Annotated in this window: 17 protein-coding genes; 9 read left to right on the forward strand and 8 right to left on the reverse strand. The window is 74.8% G+C overall.

Annotation, left to right across the window (positions count from 1 at the left end; genetic code table 11):
- Positions 1–85 precede the first annotated feature (85 nt).
- Positions 86–1,078, forward strand: a complete 993-nt coding sequence (locus tag ACFV04_RS09175; protein WP_380527846.1) for a 2-hydroxyacid dehydrogenase — start codon at positions 86–88, stop codon at positions 1,076–1,078.
- Between the two features lie 4 nt (positions 1,079–1,082).
- On the opposite strand, the gene ACFV04_RS09180 is transcribed toward ACFV04_RS09175, so the two are convergent.
- From ACFV04_RS09180 to ACFV04_RS09190, 3 genes are all read right to left on the reverse strand, one after another.
- Positions 1,083–1,937, reverse strand: coding sequence for an alpha/beta fold hydrolase (locus ACFV04_RS09180; RefSeq protein WP_380344681.1), 855 nt, complete (start codon positions 1,935–1,937; stop codon positions 1,083–1,085).
- Between the two features lie 23 nt (positions 1,938–1,960).
- Positions 1,961–2,950 (reverse strand): DUF4231 domain-containing protein, encoded by a 990-nt coding sequence (locus ACFV04_RS09185; protein ID WP_380344643.1) that lies wholly within the window; start codon positions 2,948–2,950, stop codon positions 1,961–1,963.
- Between the two features lie 267 nt (positions 2,951–3,217).
- Entirely contained in the window at positions 3,218–3,982 is a 765-nt protein-coding gene (locus ACFV04_RS09190) for a sugar isomerase domain-containing protein (protein ID WP_380344640.1), read from the reverse strand.
- 221 nt (positions 3,983–4,203) lie between these two features.
- On the opposite strand from ACFV04_RS09190, the gene ACFV04_RS09195 reads away from it, so the two are divergent.
- Entirely contained in the window at positions 4,204–4,896 is a 693-nt protein-coding gene (locus tag ACFV04_RS09195) for a metal-dependent transcriptional regulator (RefSeq protein WP_360257111.1), read from the forward strand.
- Positions 4,897–5,387: 491 nt separating this feature from the next.
- Here the strand turns inward: ACFV04_RS09195 and ACFV04_RS09200 are convergent, their stop codons facing one another.
- Positions 5,388–6,101 carry a bifunctional DNA primase/polymerase gene (locus ACFV04_RS09200; RefSeq protein WP_380344636.1) on the reverse strand — a complete coding sequence of 238 codons (714 nt, stop codon included), beginning with the start codon at positions 6,099–6,101 and terminating at the stop codon, positions 5,388–5,390.
- 306 nt (positions 6,102–6,407) lie between these two features.
- Between ACFV04_RS09200 and ACFV04_RS09205 the strand changes: the two genes are divergently transcribed.
- Positions 6,408–7,784 (forward strand): transcriptional regulator, encoded by a 1,377-nt coding sequence (locus tag ACFV04_RS09205; RefSeq protein WP_380344633.1) that lies wholly within the window; start codon positions 6,408–6,410, stop codon positions 7,782–7,784.
- A 177-nt stretch (positions 7,785–7,961) separates the two neighbouring features.
- Positions 7,962–9,167 (forward strand): hypothetical protein, encoded by a 1,206-nt coding sequence (locus ACFV04_RS09210; RefSeq protein WP_380344630.1) that lies wholly within the window; start codon positions 7,962–7,964, stop codon positions 9,165–9,167.
- Positions 9,168–9,216: 49 nt separating this feature from the next.
- Here the strand turns inward: ACFV04_RS09210 and ACFV04_RS09215 are convergent, their stop codons facing one another.
- A complete protein-coding gene (locus tag ACFV04_RS09215; protein WP_380344627.1) occupies positions 9,217–10,518 on the reverse strand; it encodes an ABC transporter substrate-binding protein in 1,302 nt (433 codons plus the stop codon).
- Between the two features lie 174 nt (positions 10,519–10,692).
- Between ACFV04_RS09215 and ACFV04_RS09220 the strand changes: the two genes are divergently transcribed.
- Positions 10,693–11,208 (forward strand): hypothetical protein, encoded by a 516-nt coding sequence (locus tag ACFV04_RS09220; RefSeq protein WP_380344624.1) that lies wholly within the window; start codon positions 10,693–10,695, stop codon positions 11,206–11,208.
- 127 nt (positions 11,209–11,335) lie between these two features.
- Entirely contained in the window at positions 11,336–12,202 is an 867-nt protein-coding gene (gene purU / locus ACFV04_RS09225) for a formyltetrahydrofolate deformylase (RefSeq protein ID WP_380344621.1), read from the forward strand.
- A gap of 84 nt (positions 12,203–12,286) precedes the next feature.
- Here purU and ACFV04_RS09230 read toward each other — a convergent pair whose 3' ends face one another.
- Positions 12,287–13,516, reverse strand: coding sequence for a zf-HC2 domain-containing protein (locus ACFV04_RS09230; RefSeq protein ID WP_380527849.1), 1,230 nt, complete (start codon positions 13,514–13,516; stop codon positions 12,287–12,289).
- A complete protein-coding gene (locus ACFV04_RS09235; RefSeq protein ID WP_380344615.1) occupies positions 13,513–14,088 on the reverse strand; it encodes a sigma-70 family RNA polymerase sigma factor in 576 nt (191 codons plus the stop codon). Before ACFV04_RS09235 ends, ACFV04_RS09230 begins: the two co-directional genes overlap by 4 nt.
- A gap of 600 nt (positions 14,089–14,688) precedes the next feature.
- Here ACFV04_RS09235 and ACFV04_RS09240 point away from each other — a divergent pair.
- Positions 14,689–15,165 carry an ATP-binding protein gene (locus tag ACFV04_RS09240; RefSeq protein ID WP_360257091.1) on the forward strand — a complete coding sequence of 159 codons (477 nt, stop codon included), beginning with the start codon at positions 14,689–14,691 and terminating at the stop codon, positions 15,163–15,165.
- Positions 15,166–15,635: 470 nt separating this feature from the next.
- Here ACFV04_RS09240 and ACFV04_RS09245 read toward each other — a convergent pair whose 3' ends face one another.
- Positions 15,636–16,607 carry a GlxA family transcriptional regulator gene (locus ACFV04_RS09245; RefSeq protein ID WP_380344612.1) on the reverse strand — a complete coding sequence of 324 codons (972 nt, stop codon included), beginning with the start codon at positions 16,605–16,607 and terminating at the stop codon, positions 15,636–15,638.
- Positions 16,608–16,726: 119 nt separating this feature from the next.
- Here ACFV04_RS09245 and ACFV04_RS09250 point away from each other — a divergent pair, with 119 nt between their 5' ends.
- The gene (locus ACFV04_RS09250) at positions 16,727–18,148 is read left to right on the forward strand and encodes an MFS transporter (protein WP_380527852.1); all 1,422 of its coding nucleotides are present in this window, start codon (positions 16,727–16,729) and stop codon (positions 18,146–18,148) included.
- Positions 18,149–18,158: 10 nt separating this feature from the next.
- On the forward strand, positions 18,159–18,683 hold the full coding sequence (locus ACFV04_RS09255) for a GNAT family N-acetyltransferase (protein ID WP_380344606.1): 525 nt from the start codon (positions 18,159–18,161) through the stop codon (positions 18,681–18,683).
- Positions 18,684–18,811: the final 128 nt, after the last annotated feature.

Consider the following 18,811-nt stretch of genomic DNA (forward strand, 5'->3'; position numbering starts at 1 on the left):
GCGGAGCCATGAGCGAGCGCAGCGAGCGAGTGGTCAAGAGGTGTGCGTGGGCGAGCGCCCCTGCCGAGCGGGGCGGGGCGGGCGCATGAGCGAGCACGACGGGCGGACCACCGGCCGGGACACCCCGCCCCCGGTCCTGGTCACCCGGCGCCTCGCGCCCGGCGTCATCGAACGGCTCACCGCCCACCACGCCGTCACCAGCCACGACTCCGACCTGGCGATGGACCGGGCCGAGCTGCTCGCCGCCGTCCGGGGCCGGCGGGCCGTGCTCACCACCCTGGACGACCGGGTGGACGGCGAGTTCCTCGACGCGGCCGGCCCCGGGCTGCGGATCGTCGCCAACCACGCGGTCGGCTACCACAACGTCGACCTGGCGGCCTGCGCCGAGCGCGGCGTGCTGGTGTCGCACACCCCGGGCGTGCTCACCGCCGCCACCGCCGACATGGCCTGGGCGCTGCTGCTGGCCGCCACCCGCCGGCTCGGCGAGGGCGAGCGGCTGCTGCGCTCCGGCACGCCCTGGACCTGGGCGCCCGACTTCCTGCTCGGCATGGAGCTGGCCGGCACCCCGCTGGGCGTGCTCGGCATGGGCCGGATCGGGCAGGCGGTGGCCCGCCGGGCCCGCGCCTTCGACATGCCGGTCAGCTACCACAACCGCCGCGAACTGCCGCCCGAGCAGGCCGGGGGCGCCGACCTGAAGCCGCTGGAGGAACTGCTCGCGACCTCCACCGTGCTGGTCGTCACCTGCCCGCTCGGCGACGCCACCCGGCACCTGCTGGACGCCCGCCGGCTGGCGCTGCTGCCGCGCGGCGCGGTGGTGGTCAGCATGACCGCCGGGGTCGTGGACGAGGAGGCGCTGGCCGCCGCGCTGGAGTCCGGCGCGCTGTTCGCCGCCGCCGTCGACAACTTCGAGCACGAGCCCGCCGTCCCCTCCGCGCTGCTCGCCCAGGAGCGCGCGGTGCTGGCCCCGCACCTGGGCAGCGCCACCCTCGCCACCCGGCAGGCGATGGGCGGCCTGGCGGTGGACAACGTGCTGGCGGTGCTCGACGGGCGGGAGCCGGTCACCCCGGTACGGCCCTGAGGGGTCAGCCCGCCGCCCAGGCCAGGGCGGTGGTCATCACCCGGAACGCCCCGAAGTGCGCGGCGCCGGGCTCCAGGAACAGTTCGGCGTCCGGGATGTGGTCGGCCAGCCAGCGGGAGTGGTCGACCGGCGAGAACTGGTCGTCGGCGCCGTGCCAGAGCCAGGTCGGCACCCGGATGGACCCGACCTGGAAGCCCCAGTCGGCGGTGAAGGCCAGCACGTCGTCGATCCAGCCGTCCGCGCCGTGCCGGAACGCCTCCCGGTAGTTGCTCTGCAGCATCCGCCGCAGCCCGCTGTCGGCCACCACCTCCCGGTCGGCGGGGGAGAGTTCGGTGCGCAGCCCGTTCAGCAGCCGGACCGGGTCGTCCTTGATCTGCCGGGAGCGGAACTCCATCGCGTCGGCGATCCGCCCGTGCCCGCGCTCGGCTTCCTGGTACGCGTGGACGTTGGACGGGGTCATCCCGGCGTACCAGTCGAGGCCGGTCGCGTTGCGCGGTGCGAGACCCACCAGCACCGCGACCCGGCTGACCCGCTCCGGCAGCAGCGCCGCGCAGGCCAGGGCGTGCGGGCCGCCGCCGGAGCGGCCGAGCACCGCGAAGCTCTCCAGCCCGAACTCGTCGGCGATGGCCCGCACGTCGGCCGCCGCCGCGCACACCCGGCGGCCGGACAGCCGGGTCGAGTCGCCGTAACCGGGCCGGTCGTACGAGATCAGCCGCACGCCGAGCCGGTACAGCACGGTGCTGCGCGGGTGCGGGCCGACCCGGCTGCCGGGCATGCCGTGCAGCAGGAACACCGGCCGGCCGCGCGGGTCGCCGAGGGACTCGACCGCGAGGGCGCGGTCGTCCGCGGTCTTGACCATCCGTAACGACACCTGCGGCCTCCTCAGTGCTCCCGGTCGGTTGGGTGCTCCGGGCCGGCCCCCGGGACCCGGTCGTTCCGCTGCTCCCCGTCGTCCTCGTGCTCCTGGTCGTCCTCGTGCTCCCGGTCGCTGGTGGTGCGCACCTCCCGGCGGGCCTGCCAGGTGGTGTGCTCGCGGGAGATCGCATCCTCGGCGTCCCGGGCCAGCCGGGCCCAGACCTCCTCGGCGTCCAGGGCGTCCAGGTCCAGCTCGGCGAGCTGCTGCTGGATCTGCGCCAGTTCCTCGGCGGCCAGCGCGTACGCGGCGGCCAGCGGGCGGTACTGGCGCAGCTGTGCCCAGGCGGTGACCGAGGCGGCCACCGCGGAGACGGTGCCCAGCGCGTCGTAGGTGAACGCGCCGAGCGCCCGCAGCAGCGCGAGGACCAGCCCGAGCGCGGGCAGCAGCACGCCCAGCACCCCGGCCCAGTGGCCGGCCCGCGCGCAGTAGCGGGCCTTGGCGCGGTACCAGTCGTGCTGCACCTGGATCCGCTCGCCCAGGTACACCTCGCGGCGCACCGCGAGCGGCTGCTCGCGCAGGTCCCGCATCGCCGCCGTGATCTCCGTCCCGCCGCCCGGCACGGCGACCGGGCTGTTCCGGAAGGCGCCGAGCACCCGGCCGAGCTGGAAGCGGTACAGGCCCTCGGCGTCCGGCAGGGTGCGCGGCGGCGGCTGGTAGGCGTCGGCCCGGACGGCGTACTTCCAGACCAGGGTCTTCACCGATTCGGCGGCCGCCCGCCCCTCGTACCAGAGGCCCTGCGGGTTCTGCCGGCTGATCACCACCGCCAGCGCGACCGCACCGAGGTAGGCGACGGCGGCGGGCCAGGCCCAGGGCTCGCCGTCGGCGGAGCCGGTCGCGGCGGCGACCACCAGCAGGACCAGCTCCCAGGCGGAGAGCAGCACCGAGCGCCGCTGGCCGCGCAGCGAGGCCGTGTCGGCGGCCCAGAAGAACCCGGGCAGCAGGTCCCGCTCACGCACCCACCCGGTCCGTCCCGCACCAGACGCCATGTTCGGCCCCCACCCGTCGCTCCGGTCGCACCGCTCTCCTGCCCCGGGCGGCTTCCCGGTACGCCTGGTGTCGCCCGGGGCGGCCCGCAATGGCCGGGAAGGCCCGGTGGATTGTCCGGTACGCCCCGTGGTCGGGCAGCCACCCAGCGTGCGGGGCGTGGAGGGCGGCGGGCGCGCCGGGCTCCGGCGGGTGCGGCCGGGTCCGGGGCCGGGGGCTCCGGGCGACGCGGCCGGGGGTCAGTACGTGTAGTGGACCCGGTCGGCGTTGTCGGCCATCTGCCGGGCGTTCCACTCGGTACCGCCCGGGACGTTCCCGGAGCGGAACAGCGGCGGGGCGGGGGCCTCGCCGGCGGCCGCCAGGTCGGCCAGCCGGCCCACCGCCGAGGCGACCACGGCCTGCATCAGCGCGCTGGTCACGATGGTGGAGACCGGGCCGAAGGTGGTCTCGGCGCCCGGGTGGGTCAGCTCGCCGTCGCCGACCGCGATCTTGCTGTCCAGCACCACGTCGCAGTGGTCCTTCAGGTACGTGCCGGACGGGTGCGCCGAGGGCACCTCCGCGGGGTAGGCCAGCGAGGTCACCCCGACCACCTTCAGACCGCGGTCCCGGGCGTACCGGGCCAGCTCGACGGGCATGACCTGACGGCCGGACAGCGAGATCACGAACAGCAGGTCCCCGCTGGTCGCCGGGGTCAGGTCCAGGGTCGCGGTGGCCAGCCCGGGGACCCGCTCCAGGGCGCTCGACAGCGGCGCGGGCATCACCGTCACCCCGGCCGTCCCGGGCACGTTCAGCAGGTTCACCGGGACCAGGCCGCCGGCCCGGTAGACCACGTCCTGGGCCGGCAGCGAGGAATGTCCGGCACCGAAGGTGAAGACCCGGCGGCCCTGCGCCATCGCCTCCGCCAGCAGCTCGGCGGCGGCCTCGATGGTGTCGGCCTCCTCCTCGCGGACCCGCTGGAGGTGACCGATCGCGGCGTCGAAGTACCTGCCGACCAGGTCGTTCATCTGGGGCCTCCGCTCTCTGCCGGTGGGGGAGCCGGCCGGGTGGGACGGTCCGGGTGGTCCAGACCGCCGGTGGAGAAAGCTACGGCGAGCACGGTCGCGCCCCGGCGGTCCCGCTGTCAACAGGAACGAAATCCCGTACCCGAAGCCCCCGCGCGGGCCCGGTTGCCGCCCCGGTACGTCAGAATTGGCGATGAGGACACCGAAGAACGGAGCCAGCGGCGATGTCTGGGCTGATCGACACCACTGAGATGTACCTTCGCACCATCCTGGAGCTGGAGGAGGAGGGCATCGTCCCGATGCGCGCCCGGATCGCGGAGCGCCTGGAACAGAGCGGCCCCACGGTCAGCCAGACGGTCGGCCGGATGGAGCGCGACGGGCTGCTCCAGGTCGCCGGGGACCGCCACCTCGAACTCACCGAGGACGGCCGCCGCCTCGCGGTGCGCGTCATGCGCAAGCACCGCATCGCGGAGTGCCTGCTCGTCGACGTGATCGGCCTGGAGTGGGAGCAGGTGCACGAGGAGGCCTGCCGCTGGGAACACGTGATGAGCGAGACGGTCGAGCGCAAGGTGCTCGCCATGCTCGGCCACCCGACCCAGTCCCCGTACGGCAACCCGATCCCGGGCCTGGACGAGCTGGGCGACGCCAAGGCCGAGGGGGAGGGCTTCGACGCGGGGCTCGTCCCGCTGGACAGCGTCAAGCCGGGCGATTCCGGGGCCGACGTGGTGGTCCGCCGGATCGGCGAGCCGATCCAGACCGACAGTGCGCTGATGAGCACGCTGCGCCGGGCCGGCGTCCGGCCGGGCTCCACGGTCAAGGTGAGCGCCGGGGTGGCCGGCGTGCTGGTCGGCAGCGGGGACAACGCGGCGGAGCTGGGCAAGGACATCGCCCAGCACGTCTTCGTCGCCCAGGCCTGAGGCCGGGCGCCGGGGCCGTCGGCCCCGGCGCCCGCCAGGGCTCCCGGTACGGCGATGCCGTGAAGACGGCCAGGGCCCGCTGCTCTCCCTGCAGCGGGCCCTGCTCGTCCTCCCCGTCCCTCCCTCTTCCCTCCCTGCTCCCCTCCGTCCCTCCCTGCTCCCTCCCTGCTCCCGCCCGGGCTCCCTCCCGGCTCCCCTCCAGCGCCTCGCCCGGCTTCCCCGTCCGAGCGACCCTTCCGGCGTTCCCACGCACCGCAATTCCTCCCCTCGGCCGATCATGGCAATCCTTGAGCGCTGTCACTCGTACGAGGGGCTTCTCCGCTTGACCAGCGGGTACACGGAAGCCTTATCCGGACATGCGTATGACGGGCCCCGTCTCCGGTGGGAGACGGGGCCCGTCACTCGCGCGCGTTGTGTCGCGCGGTGCGCGCCCTCGCCCGATCGGCGTAGGGCGGCCGTTCGGGGGAGAGCGAACCGGCGGCCGGCCGTGCTCAGCCCACCGCGGCCGGCTGGGCGGCGGCGCGGGCGGCGTGGTGGGCGGGTGCCTCGCGGCCGCAGGCGTACGCGAGCGGGCTGATCAGTTCGGCGGCGTCGGGCAGCCAGCGGTTGAGCGCGGAGGGGGAGCGGGCCCACTGGGCGTAGCCGGTGGAGCCGATCCGGGACGGCGGGGCGACCGTCCAGTCCCCCTCGCCGCGGGCGACCAGGTCCAGCCGGCCGGGCGGCCAGCCGAGCTTGCGGAGCATCTCCGGGAGCTTGGCCGCGACCCCGGGCAGCACCAGGAAGTGCAGCCGGCGGCCGATCCGGCCGGGTGCGACGGGCAGCACCGCGACCGGGCCGAGCTGGAGGTCCATCCGTTCCATCCGGGCCAGCGCCAGGCAGCCCGCCGTCTCCGGGACGTCCAGGACGTCGAAGGAGCGGCCGGTGGGCAGCAGGATCGAGGCCTGGGGGCGCTCGGTCCACCAACGACGCACCGCGCCCGGCCCGGCGCTCGCCCTGCGGGCCCAGTCCGCGTCCAGCGGGTGGGCGCCCGGCAGCGTGCAGCGGTGGTCGCCGCAGGAGCAGCGGGCCGGCCCGTCGCCGTCGATCAGCCAGGCGCCCGGCGCGACCTCCCAGTGGCGGTTCTCGGCGTAGCCGACGGCTTCGATGAGCAGCGTGGGCGGGTCGGCGTTCTTGTCCTGGCCGGAGGCGTCGGGGATGTCTTCCACGGGCTGCTCAACTACCGTGTGTGAGCCTGGTTACGGCCCGGCGCTGCCCGGTTGGGTGCATCCCGGCAATGTCACCCGTTCCGGTTACTCGACCGAGTTGGGGCGGCCGAGGGCAGGCGCAGCGGGGGCGCACAGGAGCATTTCCCAGGGCGCAAGGGGGGTGCGGATCGTCACCGTGGGTATCCCGGTGGCGTTGCTGATCGCTAACCTGGTGTCAGATTCCTTGGACGGTCGGACAGTCGGCAACAGATCAGCAGAATCGTCGCCCGCCGGCCGGGACCGGAGGGTGTGGGGAGGCGAAGCCCAATGGCCGCGAGACCACTCGTCGCACGACAGCCCAACGAGCGTCTGCAGCAACTGATCCAGGAGGCCAGCTGCTCCAACGCCGGCCTGGCCCGGAGGGTCAACCTCTGCGGCGCCGAGCACGGTCTGGACCTGCGCTACGACAAGACCTCCGTCGCCCGCTGGCTGCGCGGTCAGCAGCCGCGCGGCCAGGCGCCGGCGGTGATCGCCGAGGCCCTGGGCCGCAAGCTCGGCCGCAGCGTGTCGGTCGAGGAGATCGGCATGGCGGACGGCAAGAACCTCAGCTCGGGCATCGGGCTGCAGTTCGCGCCGACGCTCGGCGCCGCCCTGGAGCAGGTCTGCGAGCTCTGGCGCAGCGACGTCGGGCGCCGTGACTTCCTGACCGGGGCGACGGTCGCCGCCTCCGCGCTGGTGGAGCCCAGCCGGGACTGGTTGATCACCCCGCCGGACCCGGTGGTGGCCCGCACCGGCGGCCCCCGGGTCGGCCCGACCGACGTGGCCGCGATCAGGGCGACCACCGCGATGCTGGTCGACCTGGACCACCGCTTCGGCAGCGGGCACGTGCGGCCGGTGGTGGTGCACTACCTCAACTCGGTGGTCTCCGGCCTGCTCGGCGGCGCCTACCGGGAGGAGACCGGTCGTCAACTCTTCGCCGCGGTGGCCAGGTTGACGGAGCTCGCCGGCTACATGGCGGTGGACACCGGGCAGCCGGGGCTGGCCCAGCGCTACTACATCCAGGCGCTCCGGCTCGCCCAGGCGGCCGACGACCGCGGCTACGGCGGCTACGTGCTGGCGGCCTCGATGAGTCACCTGGCGGCGACGCTCGGCAACCCGCGGGAGATCGCCCAGCTCGCCCGGGCCGCGCAGGAGGGCGCCCGGTCGGTGGCCACCCCGACGGCGATGGCGATGTTCTACGCCGCCGAGGCCCGCGGCCACGCCCTGCTCGGGGACGCCCGCTCCTGCGAGGCGGTGTCGGCCAGGGCGCTGGAGATGATGGAGAAGCGCCGCCCGGAGGACGACCCGGACTGGATCGTCCACTTCGACGACGCCTACCTCGCCGACGAGCTGGCCCACTGCCACCGTGACCTGGAACAGGCCGGTCAGGCCGAGCACTACGCCCGCCGGGCGCTCGACCTGCACCCGCCGACCCGGGTCCGGCGCCGGGCGGTGGACCTGGTGCTGCTGGCCACCGCGCAGTTGCAGCAGCGGGACCTGGAACGCGCCTGCGAGACGGGCACCCAGGCCGTCCGGCTGCTGAGCGGACTGCGTTCCAACCGGGGCGTGGAGTACCTGGACGAGTTCCGGCGCCGGCTGGAGCCCTACCGGGAGCAGCGGGTGGTCCGCGAGTTCCACGCCAGGGCGGACGCGGAGGCGGCCTGAGCGACGGCGGACCCGTACCGTCCGTGCAGGGAGCGTGACGGATGTCCCGCCCGCGTGGTCACCCGGTGAGGTGAACCGGTAGCGTGGGCGCGACGTCCAAGGAACTGTGATGCTCCCAAGAACCGACGAGATGTGGTCCGCCGTCAGCGCGCGGTCCTGCACAGGTGAGGAATCGCGTTGAGTCAGCGCCGCTCGTACCCCAACTCGGGTGACTTCAACCTGGACGATCTGTTCCGCCCCGAGCCCGGCCAGCCGCAGGGCCAGCCGGGCCAGCCGCAGTTCCAGGAGCAGCCCGGACAGCCGTCGTTCCCCGGCCTGCCGCAGGGCCACTCCGCGGTGCCGCCGGTGGGACAGCCGTCCGGGCAGCCGGAGTACCTCGGCGAGGGTGCGTACGCGCTGCCGAACCAGGCCCCGCCCATGCAGCCCGCGCCCGGGCCGGGCGCCCCGTGGGGCACGCCGCAGCCCGGGTACGGCGTGCCGCAGGCCGACCAGGCCCCGGAGACCCAGTACCTGCCGCCGTACCCGGCCGGCGACCCGCAGGCGGGCGGCTACCCGGCGGCGGTGCCGCAGGCCCAGCCCGGCTTCCCGCAGCAGCAGCCCGCGCCCGGCTACCAGGCCTACCCGCCGGCGGCGCAGCACCAGCCGGCCTACCCGGCGCAGGACCACGGCCAGGGGTACGCCCCGGACCGCGGGCCGGGCTTCGACGCGACCCAGGGAGGCGGGTCGGCCCGGGGCGGCCGTCCGTCCAACAAGCTGATCATCGGCGGGGTGGTGGCGGGCTGCGCGGCGGCCGGCATCCTGGTCGCCGTCCTGATGAGCGGCGGCGACGACACCGGGACCGGCAAGAAGACCACCCCGGTGGCCGGGGCCACCACCGGCGCGGGCACCGGCACCGGCGCGGCGAGCGCGAGCGGTTCCGGCGCCGCCGTCGACCCGGACGTCAAGGCGCAGGCGCAGCCGCTGTCGGACCTGCTGGGCACCGCGAGCGACAGCCGGAGCGCCGTGGTCTCCTCGGTCGCCTCGGTGCAGAAGTGCGACAAGCTGCCCGAGTCCCAGCAGGCCCTGACCGCCGCGGCCGGAAAGCGGCGCGAGCTGCAGACCAAGCTCGGCCAGCTCAAGACCGACAAGCTGCCGGGCGGCCAGCAGCTGGTCGAGCAGCTGAACGCGGCCTGGACCGCCTCGGCCCAGGCCGACGACGAGTACGCGGCGTGGGCGCAGGACGCGCAGACCTCCTGCGACGCGAAGAAGCAGGACAACCAGCACTACAAGAACGCCGTCCAGGCCAGCGGCACCGCGACCAACGCGAAGAAGCAGGCCTCCACGCTCTGGAACGCGATCGCCGGCCAGACCGGACTGCCCAACCGCAGCGACGGCGACCTCTGAACCCGGCCGACGGGCCGGGGCGGGCCGTTCCCGGCCCGCCCCGTGCGCGTCAGGCCGGCGGGCGGCCCCCGGTGAGCACCCAGCGGACGTCCACGAAGCCCGGCTGCTGCAGGGTCATCCGGCCGTTCTTCACCACCTGGTAGGTGACCCAGGTGTTCACCAGCCGGGGCGACGCGGTGCTGGGCAGCATGCTGGTGGTGCCCCAGTTCAGCGGCGGGGTCAGCCCGACGTCGATGCCCTCGCCGGAGTCCAGCAGCCCGGTGACCGACTTCGGGGTGACCGGCTTGCCGGCCTCCGACAGCTTCTGCGACACCTCCCGGAACACCTCGTACGCGACCCAGGTGGTCTGCACCCCGGGGTCGGAGACGTCGATGGTGCTGCCGCCGGTGGTGTCGGCGCGCACCACCGAGCGCAGCCCGTCCCAGATCTTCGCCGACTCCGGCGGGTACCAGCTCGCGACGTAGGCGCCGCTGAGCGGGCCGGAGTCGCCGCCGGTGGAGTCGACCACCGACTGCTGCACGCTGCCGATCACCGAGGCGAGCTTGGTGTTCCTCATGTTGAGCCGCCGGTAGGAGTCCAGCAGATTGCCGGTCGGCTCGGCGGCCAGGGCGCTGGTGACGCAGTTGCCCGGCTCGTCCCTGCCGACCGCCTTGCGGGCCACCGTGGTGTAGTCGGAGGACTGCTCGGGAGCCTTGACGTCCAGCAGCTTGATCCCGGCCGGCCGCAGCGCGGTGCCCAGGTAGCCGACCAGGCTGTCGCCGGCCGGGGTGTCCGGGCGGACCAGCGACACGGCCTTGCAGCCGGCGTCGACCAACTGGCGGCCGCTGCCCGCGACCAGGGCCGGCAGGCCGCCGTCCACCGGGTAGGACAGCGGGCTGGAGAACTCGGGCTGGGAGAGCCCGTAGCCGCCGATCAGCGGGATGCCCGCGCGCTCCAGCACCGGCATGAAGGCCTCGCCCCACTGGCTGTAGGAGCCGAGCACGGCGACGGCCCTGGCGTCCACCGCCTGCTGGGCGCAGGCGCGGGCGCCGTCGGCGGTGTTGTGCTCGTTGCAGGTGATCACCCGCAGCCGGTGGCCGTTCAGCCCGCCCTTGGTGTTGACGTCCTGGCCGATCGCGGAGGCGATCGCGGTCATGCCCGGCCGGTCGGCGGAGCCGGTCCCGGAAGGGGCCCAGGTCATCACGGTCAGGTCGGCGCCGCTGGTGGAAGCATCGGCCGGTCCGCCGCACGCGGAGGCCGAGAAGAGGGTGGGGAACAGCACCGCGGCGGTCGCGGCGGCGGCGATCGGGCGTCGGCGGCGGCGCCGTCCGATCGGGGGGCGGGAGTGGAGCGAGTCCCTTCGGCTGGTCATCGGTCTTCCCTCTCTGGGGCGCACTCCGGCGCACCGGAATCAGCCAAGCCCCGGTGGCACAAGCCGAGAGGGCCGAAGTGCGAACGGTCGGCAAACGGCGGCTGAAATCCGAAGGGGTACGCGTGTAGATCAGGAGTGGAGTACGAACGGACGGGGAACGTACGATCGTTGACCATGTCCGTCAGCACAGATTCTTCGCACCGGTCCGCCCGAAACACTTCTCGTCCGGGCCACCGCTCCAGCACCATGGGCGGCATGCCGCTCAACGACCTGCCCTGGTGGCGCTGGCGAGCCCGACTGCGCTCGGCGCTGCACATGCTGTCCGACCCCGGTTTCCAGCAGGAGGCCTGGCTGACCGGCCGGGACGGCTACGGCGACGTCACCGACGCCGTCTACCGGCTGGTCGAGGACACCTGGCTGGACCGCTGGTCCGCCGAGAAGTACGTCGGCACCATGGTCCGCGACTCCGCCGAGGCCGCGCTGGTCGACGTCGCGGTGCTGCGGGCCGTGCAGATGCTGCACGAGGTCGGCGCGGACGCCCCGGCCTCCGCCTACCTCGGCCACCCCGGCTGGCCGGAGACCGTCCGGGCCGCCCGCGAGGCGCACGTGCTGCTCGCCACCAACGACGGGGACGACCCGGACGCGGCGCCCAAGTCGCTGGACGTGCTGCGCATCCTCACCCAGGTCTGACCCCCGGGCCGGGCCGGGCCGGCCGGACGGTGCCGTCCCGCAGTACGGGCAGCGGGGCGGCGGCTGTCCAGGATGTGACACGCTGGACAGTCCGCGCACGTCACGACCTCAGAACGGGATACGCCCAGTGGAACAGCAGCCGGCCGGTGCCCAGTACGTCCTCACGCTGTCCTGCCCCGACAAGCAGGGCATCGTCCACGCTGTCTCCAGCTACCTCTTCATGACCGGCTGCAACATCATCGACAGCCAGCAGTTCGGTGACGGCGACACCGGGCTCTTCTTCATGCGGGTGCACTTCTCCGCCCCCGAGGTGGTCACCGCCGACAAGCTGCGGGCCAGCTTCGCCGCGATCGGCGCCTCCTTCGGGATGGACTGGCAGATCCACCCGACCGACGAGCGGATGCGGATCGTCCTCATGGTCAGCAAGTTCGGGCACTGCCTGAACGACCTGCTCTACCGCAACCGGATCGGCGCCCTGCAGGTCGAGATCGCCGCCGTGGTCTCCAACCACACCGACCTCCAGGACCTGACCGAGAGCTACGGGATCCCCTTCCACCACATCCCGGTCACCAAGGACACCAAGGCGGAGGCTGAGCAGCGGCTGCTGGACCTGGTCGCCGCGGAGGAGGTCGAACTGGTCGTGCTGGCCCGCTACATGCAGGTGCTCTCCGACCAGCTCTGCACCGAGCTGTCCGGCCGCGTGATCAACATCCACCACTCCTTCCTGCCGAGCTTCAAGGGCGCCAAGCCGTACCACCAGGCACACGCCCGCGGCGTGAAGCTGATCGGCGCCACCGCGCACTACGTCACCGCCGACCTGGACGAGGGCCCGATCATCGAGCAGGAGGTCGCCCGGGTCACCCACGACGTCAGCCCGGACCAGCTGGTCGCGCTCGGCCGGGACGTCGAGTGCCAGGCGCTGGCCCGCGCGGTGAAGTGGCACAGCGAGCACCGGGTGCTGCTCGACGGCGCCCGCACGGTCGTCTTCGCCTGACCGCCTGACCGCCTGACCGCCTGACCGCCTGACCGCCTGAGCGCCTGACCGCCCGAGCGTCGGGGGCGGCGCCGCGCGTGACCGCTACGGCCGGGACAGCAGCGGGAGCGCGTGCAGCACCTCGCGGACCGCGGCCCGGTCCCCGTGCTCGCCGACCGGAAGCCGGTCCGGGTCGCGGTGCGCGGCGGCCAGTTGGCAGAGCTCCAGGCCGTCCAGCACCATCGAGGCCACCGGCTCACCGCCGGACGGCGGCGCCGCGTCCGGCCCGTCCGGGCCGTTCGCCCCGTCCGGGCCGTCGTCGCCGTCCAGCGGGACCAGCCACTCGCCGGCGGCCGGGCCGTCGATCACCAGCCGCAGCCGCCGGGCGGTCCGGCCCCCGTGGTCCGGCGCCGCCGGCGCCCCGGCGTGCTCGGGCCGCTCCGCGCGCAGGCCGGCCAGCGCCCGGGGGAGCAGCCGGACCACCAGCTCCACCATCTGCCGCAGGTGCTGCGGCGCCGGCGGGTCGTACGGGTAGGCGACCGCGCGGGCCACGTCCTCGCCGTGCACGTAGCACTCCAGGGCGCGGTCCACGAACGCGTCGCGCAGCGGCAGCACGGTGCCGCCGTAGTCGACCGGGGTGTTGCCCTGCGGCGCGAGCGCCGCGCTGCGCACCAGGTCGTGGGTCTGCCGCCGCCACCGGGAGCGCACCGACTGCGGTGCCAGCGCGCCCTGCTCCGCGAGCATCCGGGCGGTGCGCGCGGCGATCGCGCCGTACGGGCCGCCCTGCGGCGGGACGCGCGGCAGCGCGGCCGGAACGGCCTGGTCCTGCGGCGGCACCCGCCGTTCGGCGGCCGCGGCGGTGGCGCCCGGGCCGGCCGGCACCGGGTCGGGCAGGCCGAGGGCGAGCGCCAGGAAGCCGTCCACGGCGGTCAGCCGGCCGAGCACCTCGGCCGGGCGCAGCCGCTCGGTGCCGCCGTGCCACGGCAGTTCGGCGACTTCCTGCCACTCCTCCGGGCCGAGGTCGCGCAGCAGCGCGTCCAGCTTGGCGGTCTCCGCGGTGTAGGGCATGCCCCAGGCGGGGACGGGCAGTTCGGCCGGGCGGCGGGCCAGGCACCAGTCGATCACCTGCTGGCGCAGTGAGCCGGGCTGGTCCAGCGGTTCGTCCAGCGAGAGCCAGCCGGCCGCGTCGCGCAGCCGGGCCGCCTCCTCGGCGCACTCCGGGCAGGTGCGCAGGTGCCGTTCCAGGTCGGCCGCGTCGCGGGTCGGGCAGGCGCCGAGGGCCCAGGCGCCGAGCAGCGAGCGCAGGGCGTCGTGCTGCTCCTCAGTGCTGCTCACGTCTCCCCGTCCCCGGTGTCGTCCTGGCGGGCGCGTTCCTCGGCCAGTTCGGTGGCCAGCAGCTCCAGTCCGAGCCGCATCCGCTGCTTGGCGGCCTGCTCGCTGATGCCGAGCAGGCGGGCCGTCTCCCGGTAGGTGCGGCCGTCGTAGTACGTCACCGCGATGGTCTCCCGCAGGGGTCGGGGCAGGGAGTCGACCACGTACTGGACGCGCGCGGCGGTGGCCACGGCGCGGATCTCCGCCTCCGCGCCCTGAGGGTCGCAGCCCGGCACGCGTTCGGCGGCCCGCCGCGCCCGCAGCCGGTCGACGGCGCGGCGGTGGGTGAGTGCGCCGAGCCAGGAGCGCAGGGTGCCCTGGGCGGGGTCGAAGTCCTCGGGGTGCTCCCAGACGTGGGCGAAGATCTCCCGGGTGAGTTGGGCGGCGGCCGCCTGGTCGGCCAGTATCCGCCCGGCCAGGCCGTGCACCATCGGCGCGAGCTGGTCGTAGAGTTCGCCGAGCGCGGTCTCCTCGCCGCGCGCGAGGCGGCGTTGCAACTGCTCGTCCCAGCGCGGGGGCCGCTCCGGGGTGGCCATCGGGAACCACCCTCCTGCCCGGGGTCGCTGGCTTACCCAACGGTATCTTGCGGCCGGTCCGCGGCGGAGGGAATCCGGCAAGAACGGAACCCGGTCTCGCGGATCCTCATCCTCCGGTCCGTCACGGCGGCGTGGATCGTCCCGTGGTGGGACGGTCCGCTCGTGGGACCGTCCGCCGGGGCCGCTGTTCGAGCGCCGCTGGACATATGTCGCACGGGTGGTTCGCGAGTGGCGGGCGGGGCGCCGGGGGCGTCCGGCGGTAGGTTCCCGACTGCGGACCGGCGGGTCGGCCCGGGCCGGACGAGCGCCGGTACGAGGCTCGCGAGAGTGAGCGGGACAGTATGCACTGCCTGTCCCCCGATCGCCGGAATATGCCCGAAGCGCTTGCTGCGGTCCGTCCGCCCGCCCATCCTGAGGCGTACTCGTGTCGCGGCCGGTGCGAGAGCGACGAGCCGGCGCGGACGAGCGGGCGCGGGCGGACGGACCGGGCGGTCGCCCGGGTGCGGCCCGGGTGGCGCCGGGCGGAGTGCGAGGACCCGCCGGCCGGTCGATCCGGCCCGATCGGGACTAGGCCGAACTGCGAGTGCGGGTGGTGGAGCGGTGCAGGTTCTTCAGGTACAGCTTGCGGTGCAGGCGGACCCCGCCGAGGTCGGCCGGGCCCGTCGGTGGGTGCGCTCGCGGCTGTTGAACCACGGGGTGGACCCGGACGCGCCGATGGCCGAGACCGTCGTGCTGGTGGTCTCGGAGCTGGTGACCAACGCCGTGGTGCACACGGGCTGTCCGGCCGTGCTGCGGCTCTGCCTGCCGATGGCCGGGGACGCGGAGGGGGCGGACGGGCCGGCCGCCCCGCTGCGGGTGGAGGTCGCCGACGCCAGCCGGGCCGCCCCCGCCCCGCGGCACGCCGGGGCCGACGAGGACGCGACCAACGGCCGTGGCCTGGAGCTGGTCGAGCTGCTCTGCGAGCGCTGGGGCTGGTACCCGGACGGCTCGGGCAAGCGGGTCTGGTGCGAGATCGGCGCCGCTGCCCGCCCGGCCGATCCGCTCGCGGACGTGGACTGGGCGGCTTTGGCGCAATAGCGGCTGTCGCGACGGCCGCGGACCCGTGGCGATCACCGGCCGAAAGGTGACGCAACCATTCCGAATTTCGGACTACCCATTGACGTGACGTATCCGACTGATCACGCTTGGGTGCGGCTCTCCGTTGCGAGGGGACGCCGAGGGGCCGTCCGACCACCGCCGCGGTGCCGCTGTCCAGGGGGATCGTGTCAGCGAGGGGGGCCGCGGACTGCCGGTCGCGGGCCGCTCCTCGGCGAGTGCGGAGGCCGCGGCGCGGGTTCAGGGCCCGCGCGTCGCGGTTGGATGGCGGCGTGCCGTTCCGTGCTCGGGGTGCGCGCGGCCTGCCGCCATCCAATGCGTCGCCGCTCGGGGGGCTGGATCCGGCCACCCGGCGGTCCTTTGCCGGATCGTTCCCGGGACCACCTCCGGTGGGTCCGGTGCCTTCGGTGGATCCGGCACCTCCGGTGCGTCCGGTGGGACTGCCGCGGACGCTAGCGGGGGGTGGTGCGGAAGGTGCGCCGGTAGGCGCTGGGCGCCACGTCGAGCCGGCCGCGCAGTTGCAGCCGCAGCGAGGCGGCGGTGCCGAAGCCGGACTCCCGGGCGACCTGGTCGATCGTCAGGTCGGTCCGCTCCAGCAGTTGGCGGGCCCGCTCGGTGCGCTGCGTGGTGATCCACTGGCCGGGGCTGGCGCCGGTCTCCTCGCGGAAGCGCCGGGTGAAGGTCCGTACGCTCATCCCCGCCCGGTCGGCGAGCCGGCGCAGTTCGAGCGGCTGGTCCAGGTGCTCCAGGGCCCAGGCGCGCACCGCGGCGGTGCCGTGGCCGCCGGCGTCCACCGGGCTCGGGGCCTCCACGTACTGCTTCTGGCCGCCCTCGCGCCACGGCGGCACCAGGCAGCTGCGGGCCACCGCGTTGGCCACCGCGCTGCCGTGGTCACGGCGCACCACGTGCAGGCAGAGGTCCACCCCGGCGGCGACCCCGCCGGAGGTGAGGACGTCGCCGTCGTCGGTGTAGAGCACGTCGGGGTCGAGCCGCACCCGGGGGTACATCCGGGCGAACTGCTCGGTGTACCGCCAGTGGGTGGTGGCCGGTCGGCCGTCCAGCAGCCCGGCGGCGGCCAGGACGAAGGAGCCGGTGCAGATCGACATCAGCCGGGTGCCGGGCCGGATCCGGGCCAGGGCCTCGGCCAGCGCCGGGGTGAAGCAGGCGTCGACGCCCGCCGGACCGGCGTCGGCGGAGGCCGGGATCACCACCGTGTCGGCCCGCTCCAGCAGTTCGGGACCGTGGTCGACCGTGACCCTGAAGTCGGCGCTGGTGGCGACCGGCCGTCCGTCCGGGGTGCAGGTGGCCACCTCGTAGTGGGGCCGCCCGGCCGCGTCCCTGGCGCCGCCGAAGATGCGGGCGGGGATGCCCAGTTCGAAGGCGATCACGCCCTCCAGGGCGAGTACCGCGACCAGGTGTGCCATGCCGTCCCCTCGGGTGTCGGTGGGTCCGGGCCAGCGTACGCCCGGTCGTGGCCCGATTCTTGCGAAAGCTGTCATTCAGGCCACTCGTCCGGGCCCCGGCGGCCCGGAACACTCGTCGCGTGACCGAACGCAGCGCCCTCGCCCCCACACCCGAACCCGGCCCCGGACCCGCCACCGACTCCGCTCCCGCTCCGGCCCCCGGACCCGACCCCGCTCCCACCGGGCGCCCCCGGGTCCACTACGCCTGGGTGGTGGCGGGCGTCGCCCTGCTCGTCCTGCTCGGCTCGGCCGGCTTCCGCTCCACGCCGAGCCTGATGATGGACGCCCTGCACAACGAGTTCGGCTGGTCGCTCGGGACCATCTCCGCCGCCACCTCCGTCAACCTGACCCTCTACGGCCTCACCGCCCCCTTCGCCGCCGCGCTGATGGACCGGTTCGGGGTCCGCCTGGTGGTGGTCTGCGCACTGCTGACCATCTCCGTCGGCTCCGGGCTCACCATGCTGATGCGCCAGCCCTGGCAACTGGTGCTCTGCTGGGGCGTGCTGGTCGGCCTCGGCAGCGGCTCGATGGCGGGCGCCTTCGCCACCACCATCACCGGCCGCTGGTTCCAGGCCCGCCAGGGCCTGGTCACCGGGGTGCTCACCGCCGCCGGCGCGGCGGGCAACCTGGTCTTCCTGCCGGTCGGCGCCTGGCTGGTCGAACAGCACGGCTGGCGGTCGGCCGTGGTCGTGGTCTCGCTCGCCGCCAGCGCCGTCGCCGTCCCGGTGCTGCTGCTGATGCGCGAACGGCCCGCCGACGTCGGCCTGCTCCCGTACGGCGCGACCGAGGCGCCGCCCTCCTTGCCCGCCGACGGGCAGGAGGGGCCCGGCGCGCCCGTCACCGACGGCCGCGCCCTGGCCCGCTCGCTGCGGGTGCTGCGCGACGCCGCCCGCATCCGGGCGTTCTGGCTGCTGGCCGGTTCCTTCGCGATCTGCGGCGCCACCACCGCCGGCCTGGTCGGCACCCACTTCATCCCGGCCGCGCACGACCACGGCATGCCGGTCACCACCGCCGCGAGCCTGCTCGCCCTGATCGGCATCTTCGACGTGGTCGGCACCGTCTTCAGCGGCTGGCTCACCGACCGGGTCGACTCCCGGGCGCTGCTGACGGTCTACTACGGGCTGCGCGGCCTGTCCCTGCTCCTGCTGCCGCAGCTGATGGCCGGCTCGCTGAAGCCGCCGATCCTCGCCTTCGTGGTCTTCTACGGCCTGGACTGGGTCGCCACCGTGCCGCCGACCGTCGCGCTGTGCCGCCGGCACTTCGGCGAGGACGCCCCGATCGTCTTCGGCTGGGTCCTGGCCAGCCACCAGATCGGCGCGGCCGTCGTCGCCGGGCTGGCCGGCCTGGCCCGCGACGCGCTCGGGAACTACGACCTGACCTGGTACGGCGCCGGCGCACTGTGCGCCGTCGCGGTCGGGCTCTGCCTGGCGCTGCGCACCGGACGGACCGACCGCCCGGGTGCCGCCGGTGCCGCCGGAAGGGCGGTCGCCGCGGAGGTCTAGGCTCCGGTCCATGGCGCTCACCTTCACCCTCGACCCGAAGCTCGACCCCGACCTGCGGGCGGAGGTCGTCCGCCTGTGGGCCGACGTCACCAACGCCGGCGGCGCGGTCGGCTTCGTGGCGCCGGTCACCGAGGACGAGGTGTGGGACACCGCCGACCGCCAGTTCGCCGGGGTCGGGCCGGACGGCCCCGACCGGCTGCTGGTCGCGCACGACGACACCGGCCGGCTGGTCGGCGTGCTGTTCTTCGAGTCGATGCGCTTCGGCCCGATGGAGCACTGGCGGATGCTCAAGCGGGTCATGGTGCACCCCGACTGCCAGGGCCGCGGCCACGGCGCCGGACTGCTCGCCGAGGCCGAGCGGATCGCGCGGGCGTGGGGCCTGCAGTCGCTGCGGCTCACCGCGCGCGGCGGCCTGGGCCTGGAGCGCTTCTACGCCCGCAGCGGCTACCGGGAGGTCGGCCGGGTGCCGGCCGCGATCCGGGTCGCCCCCGGGGACGACCGCGACGACATCACCATGTGGCTCGACCTGCGCTGACCCCCGCCCCGGAGCCCGCCCCGGAGCCCGTCCCGGCCGGGCCCCGCCGCGCAGGAGGGGCCCCGGCCGCTCCGGCCGTCAGGCATGCTTGACTGGAGGACCCGACCCCCGCCCGGACCCGCCCCGCG

The organism is Kitasatospora sp. NPDC059599 (assembly GCF_042735125.1).
GTDB lineage: Bacteria > Actinomycetota > Actinomycetes > Streptomycetales > Streptomycetaceae > Kitasatospora.

What these genes read in the sequence shown, in the direction of transcription:
- ACFV04_RS09175 (WP_380527846.1), top strand. Translation starts at nt 86, where the DNA reads ATGAGCGAGCACGACGGGCGGACCACCGGCCGGGACACCCCGCCCCCG.
- ACFV04_RS09180 (WP_380344681.1), bottom strand. Translation starts at nt 1,937, where the DNA reads ATGGTCAAGACCGCGGACGACCGCGCCCTCGCGGTCGAGTCCCTCGGC.
- ACFV04_RS09190 (WP_380344640.1), bottom strand. Translation starts at nt 3,982, where the DNA reads ATGAACGACCTGGTCGGCAGGTACTTCGACGCCGCGATCGGTCACCTC.
- ACFV04_RS09195 (WP_360257111.1), top strand. Translation starts at nt 4,204, where the DNA reads ATGTCTGGGCTGATCGACACCACTGAGATGTACCTTCGCACCATCCTG.
- ACFV04_RS09205 (WP_380344633.1), top strand. Translation starts at nt 6,408, where the DNA reads ATGGCCGCGAGACCACTCGTCGCACGACAGCCCAACGAGCGTCTGCAG.
- ACFV04_RS09215 (WP_380344627.1), bottom strand. Translation starts at nt 10,518, where the DNA reads ATGACCAGCCGAAGGGACTCGCTCCACTCCCGCCCCCCGATCGGACGG.
- ACFV04_RS09220 (WP_380344624.1), top strand. Translation starts at nt 10,693, where the DNA reads ATGTCCGTCAGCACAGATTCTTCGCACCGGTCCGCCCGAAACACTTCT.
- ACFV04_RS09235 (WP_380344615.1), bottom strand. Translation starts at nt 14,088, where the DNA reads ATGGCCACCCCGGAGCGGCCCCCGCGCTGGGACGAGCAGTTGCAACGC.
- ACFV04_RS09245 (WP_380344612.1), bottom strand. Translation starts at nt 16,607, where the DNA reads ATGGCACACCTGGTCGCGGTACTCGCCCTGGAGGGCGTGATCGCCTTC.
- ACFV04_RS09255 (WP_380344606.1), top strand. Translation starts at nt 18,159, where the DNA reads ATGGCGCTCACCTTCACCCTCGACCCGAAGCTCGACCCCGACCTGCGG.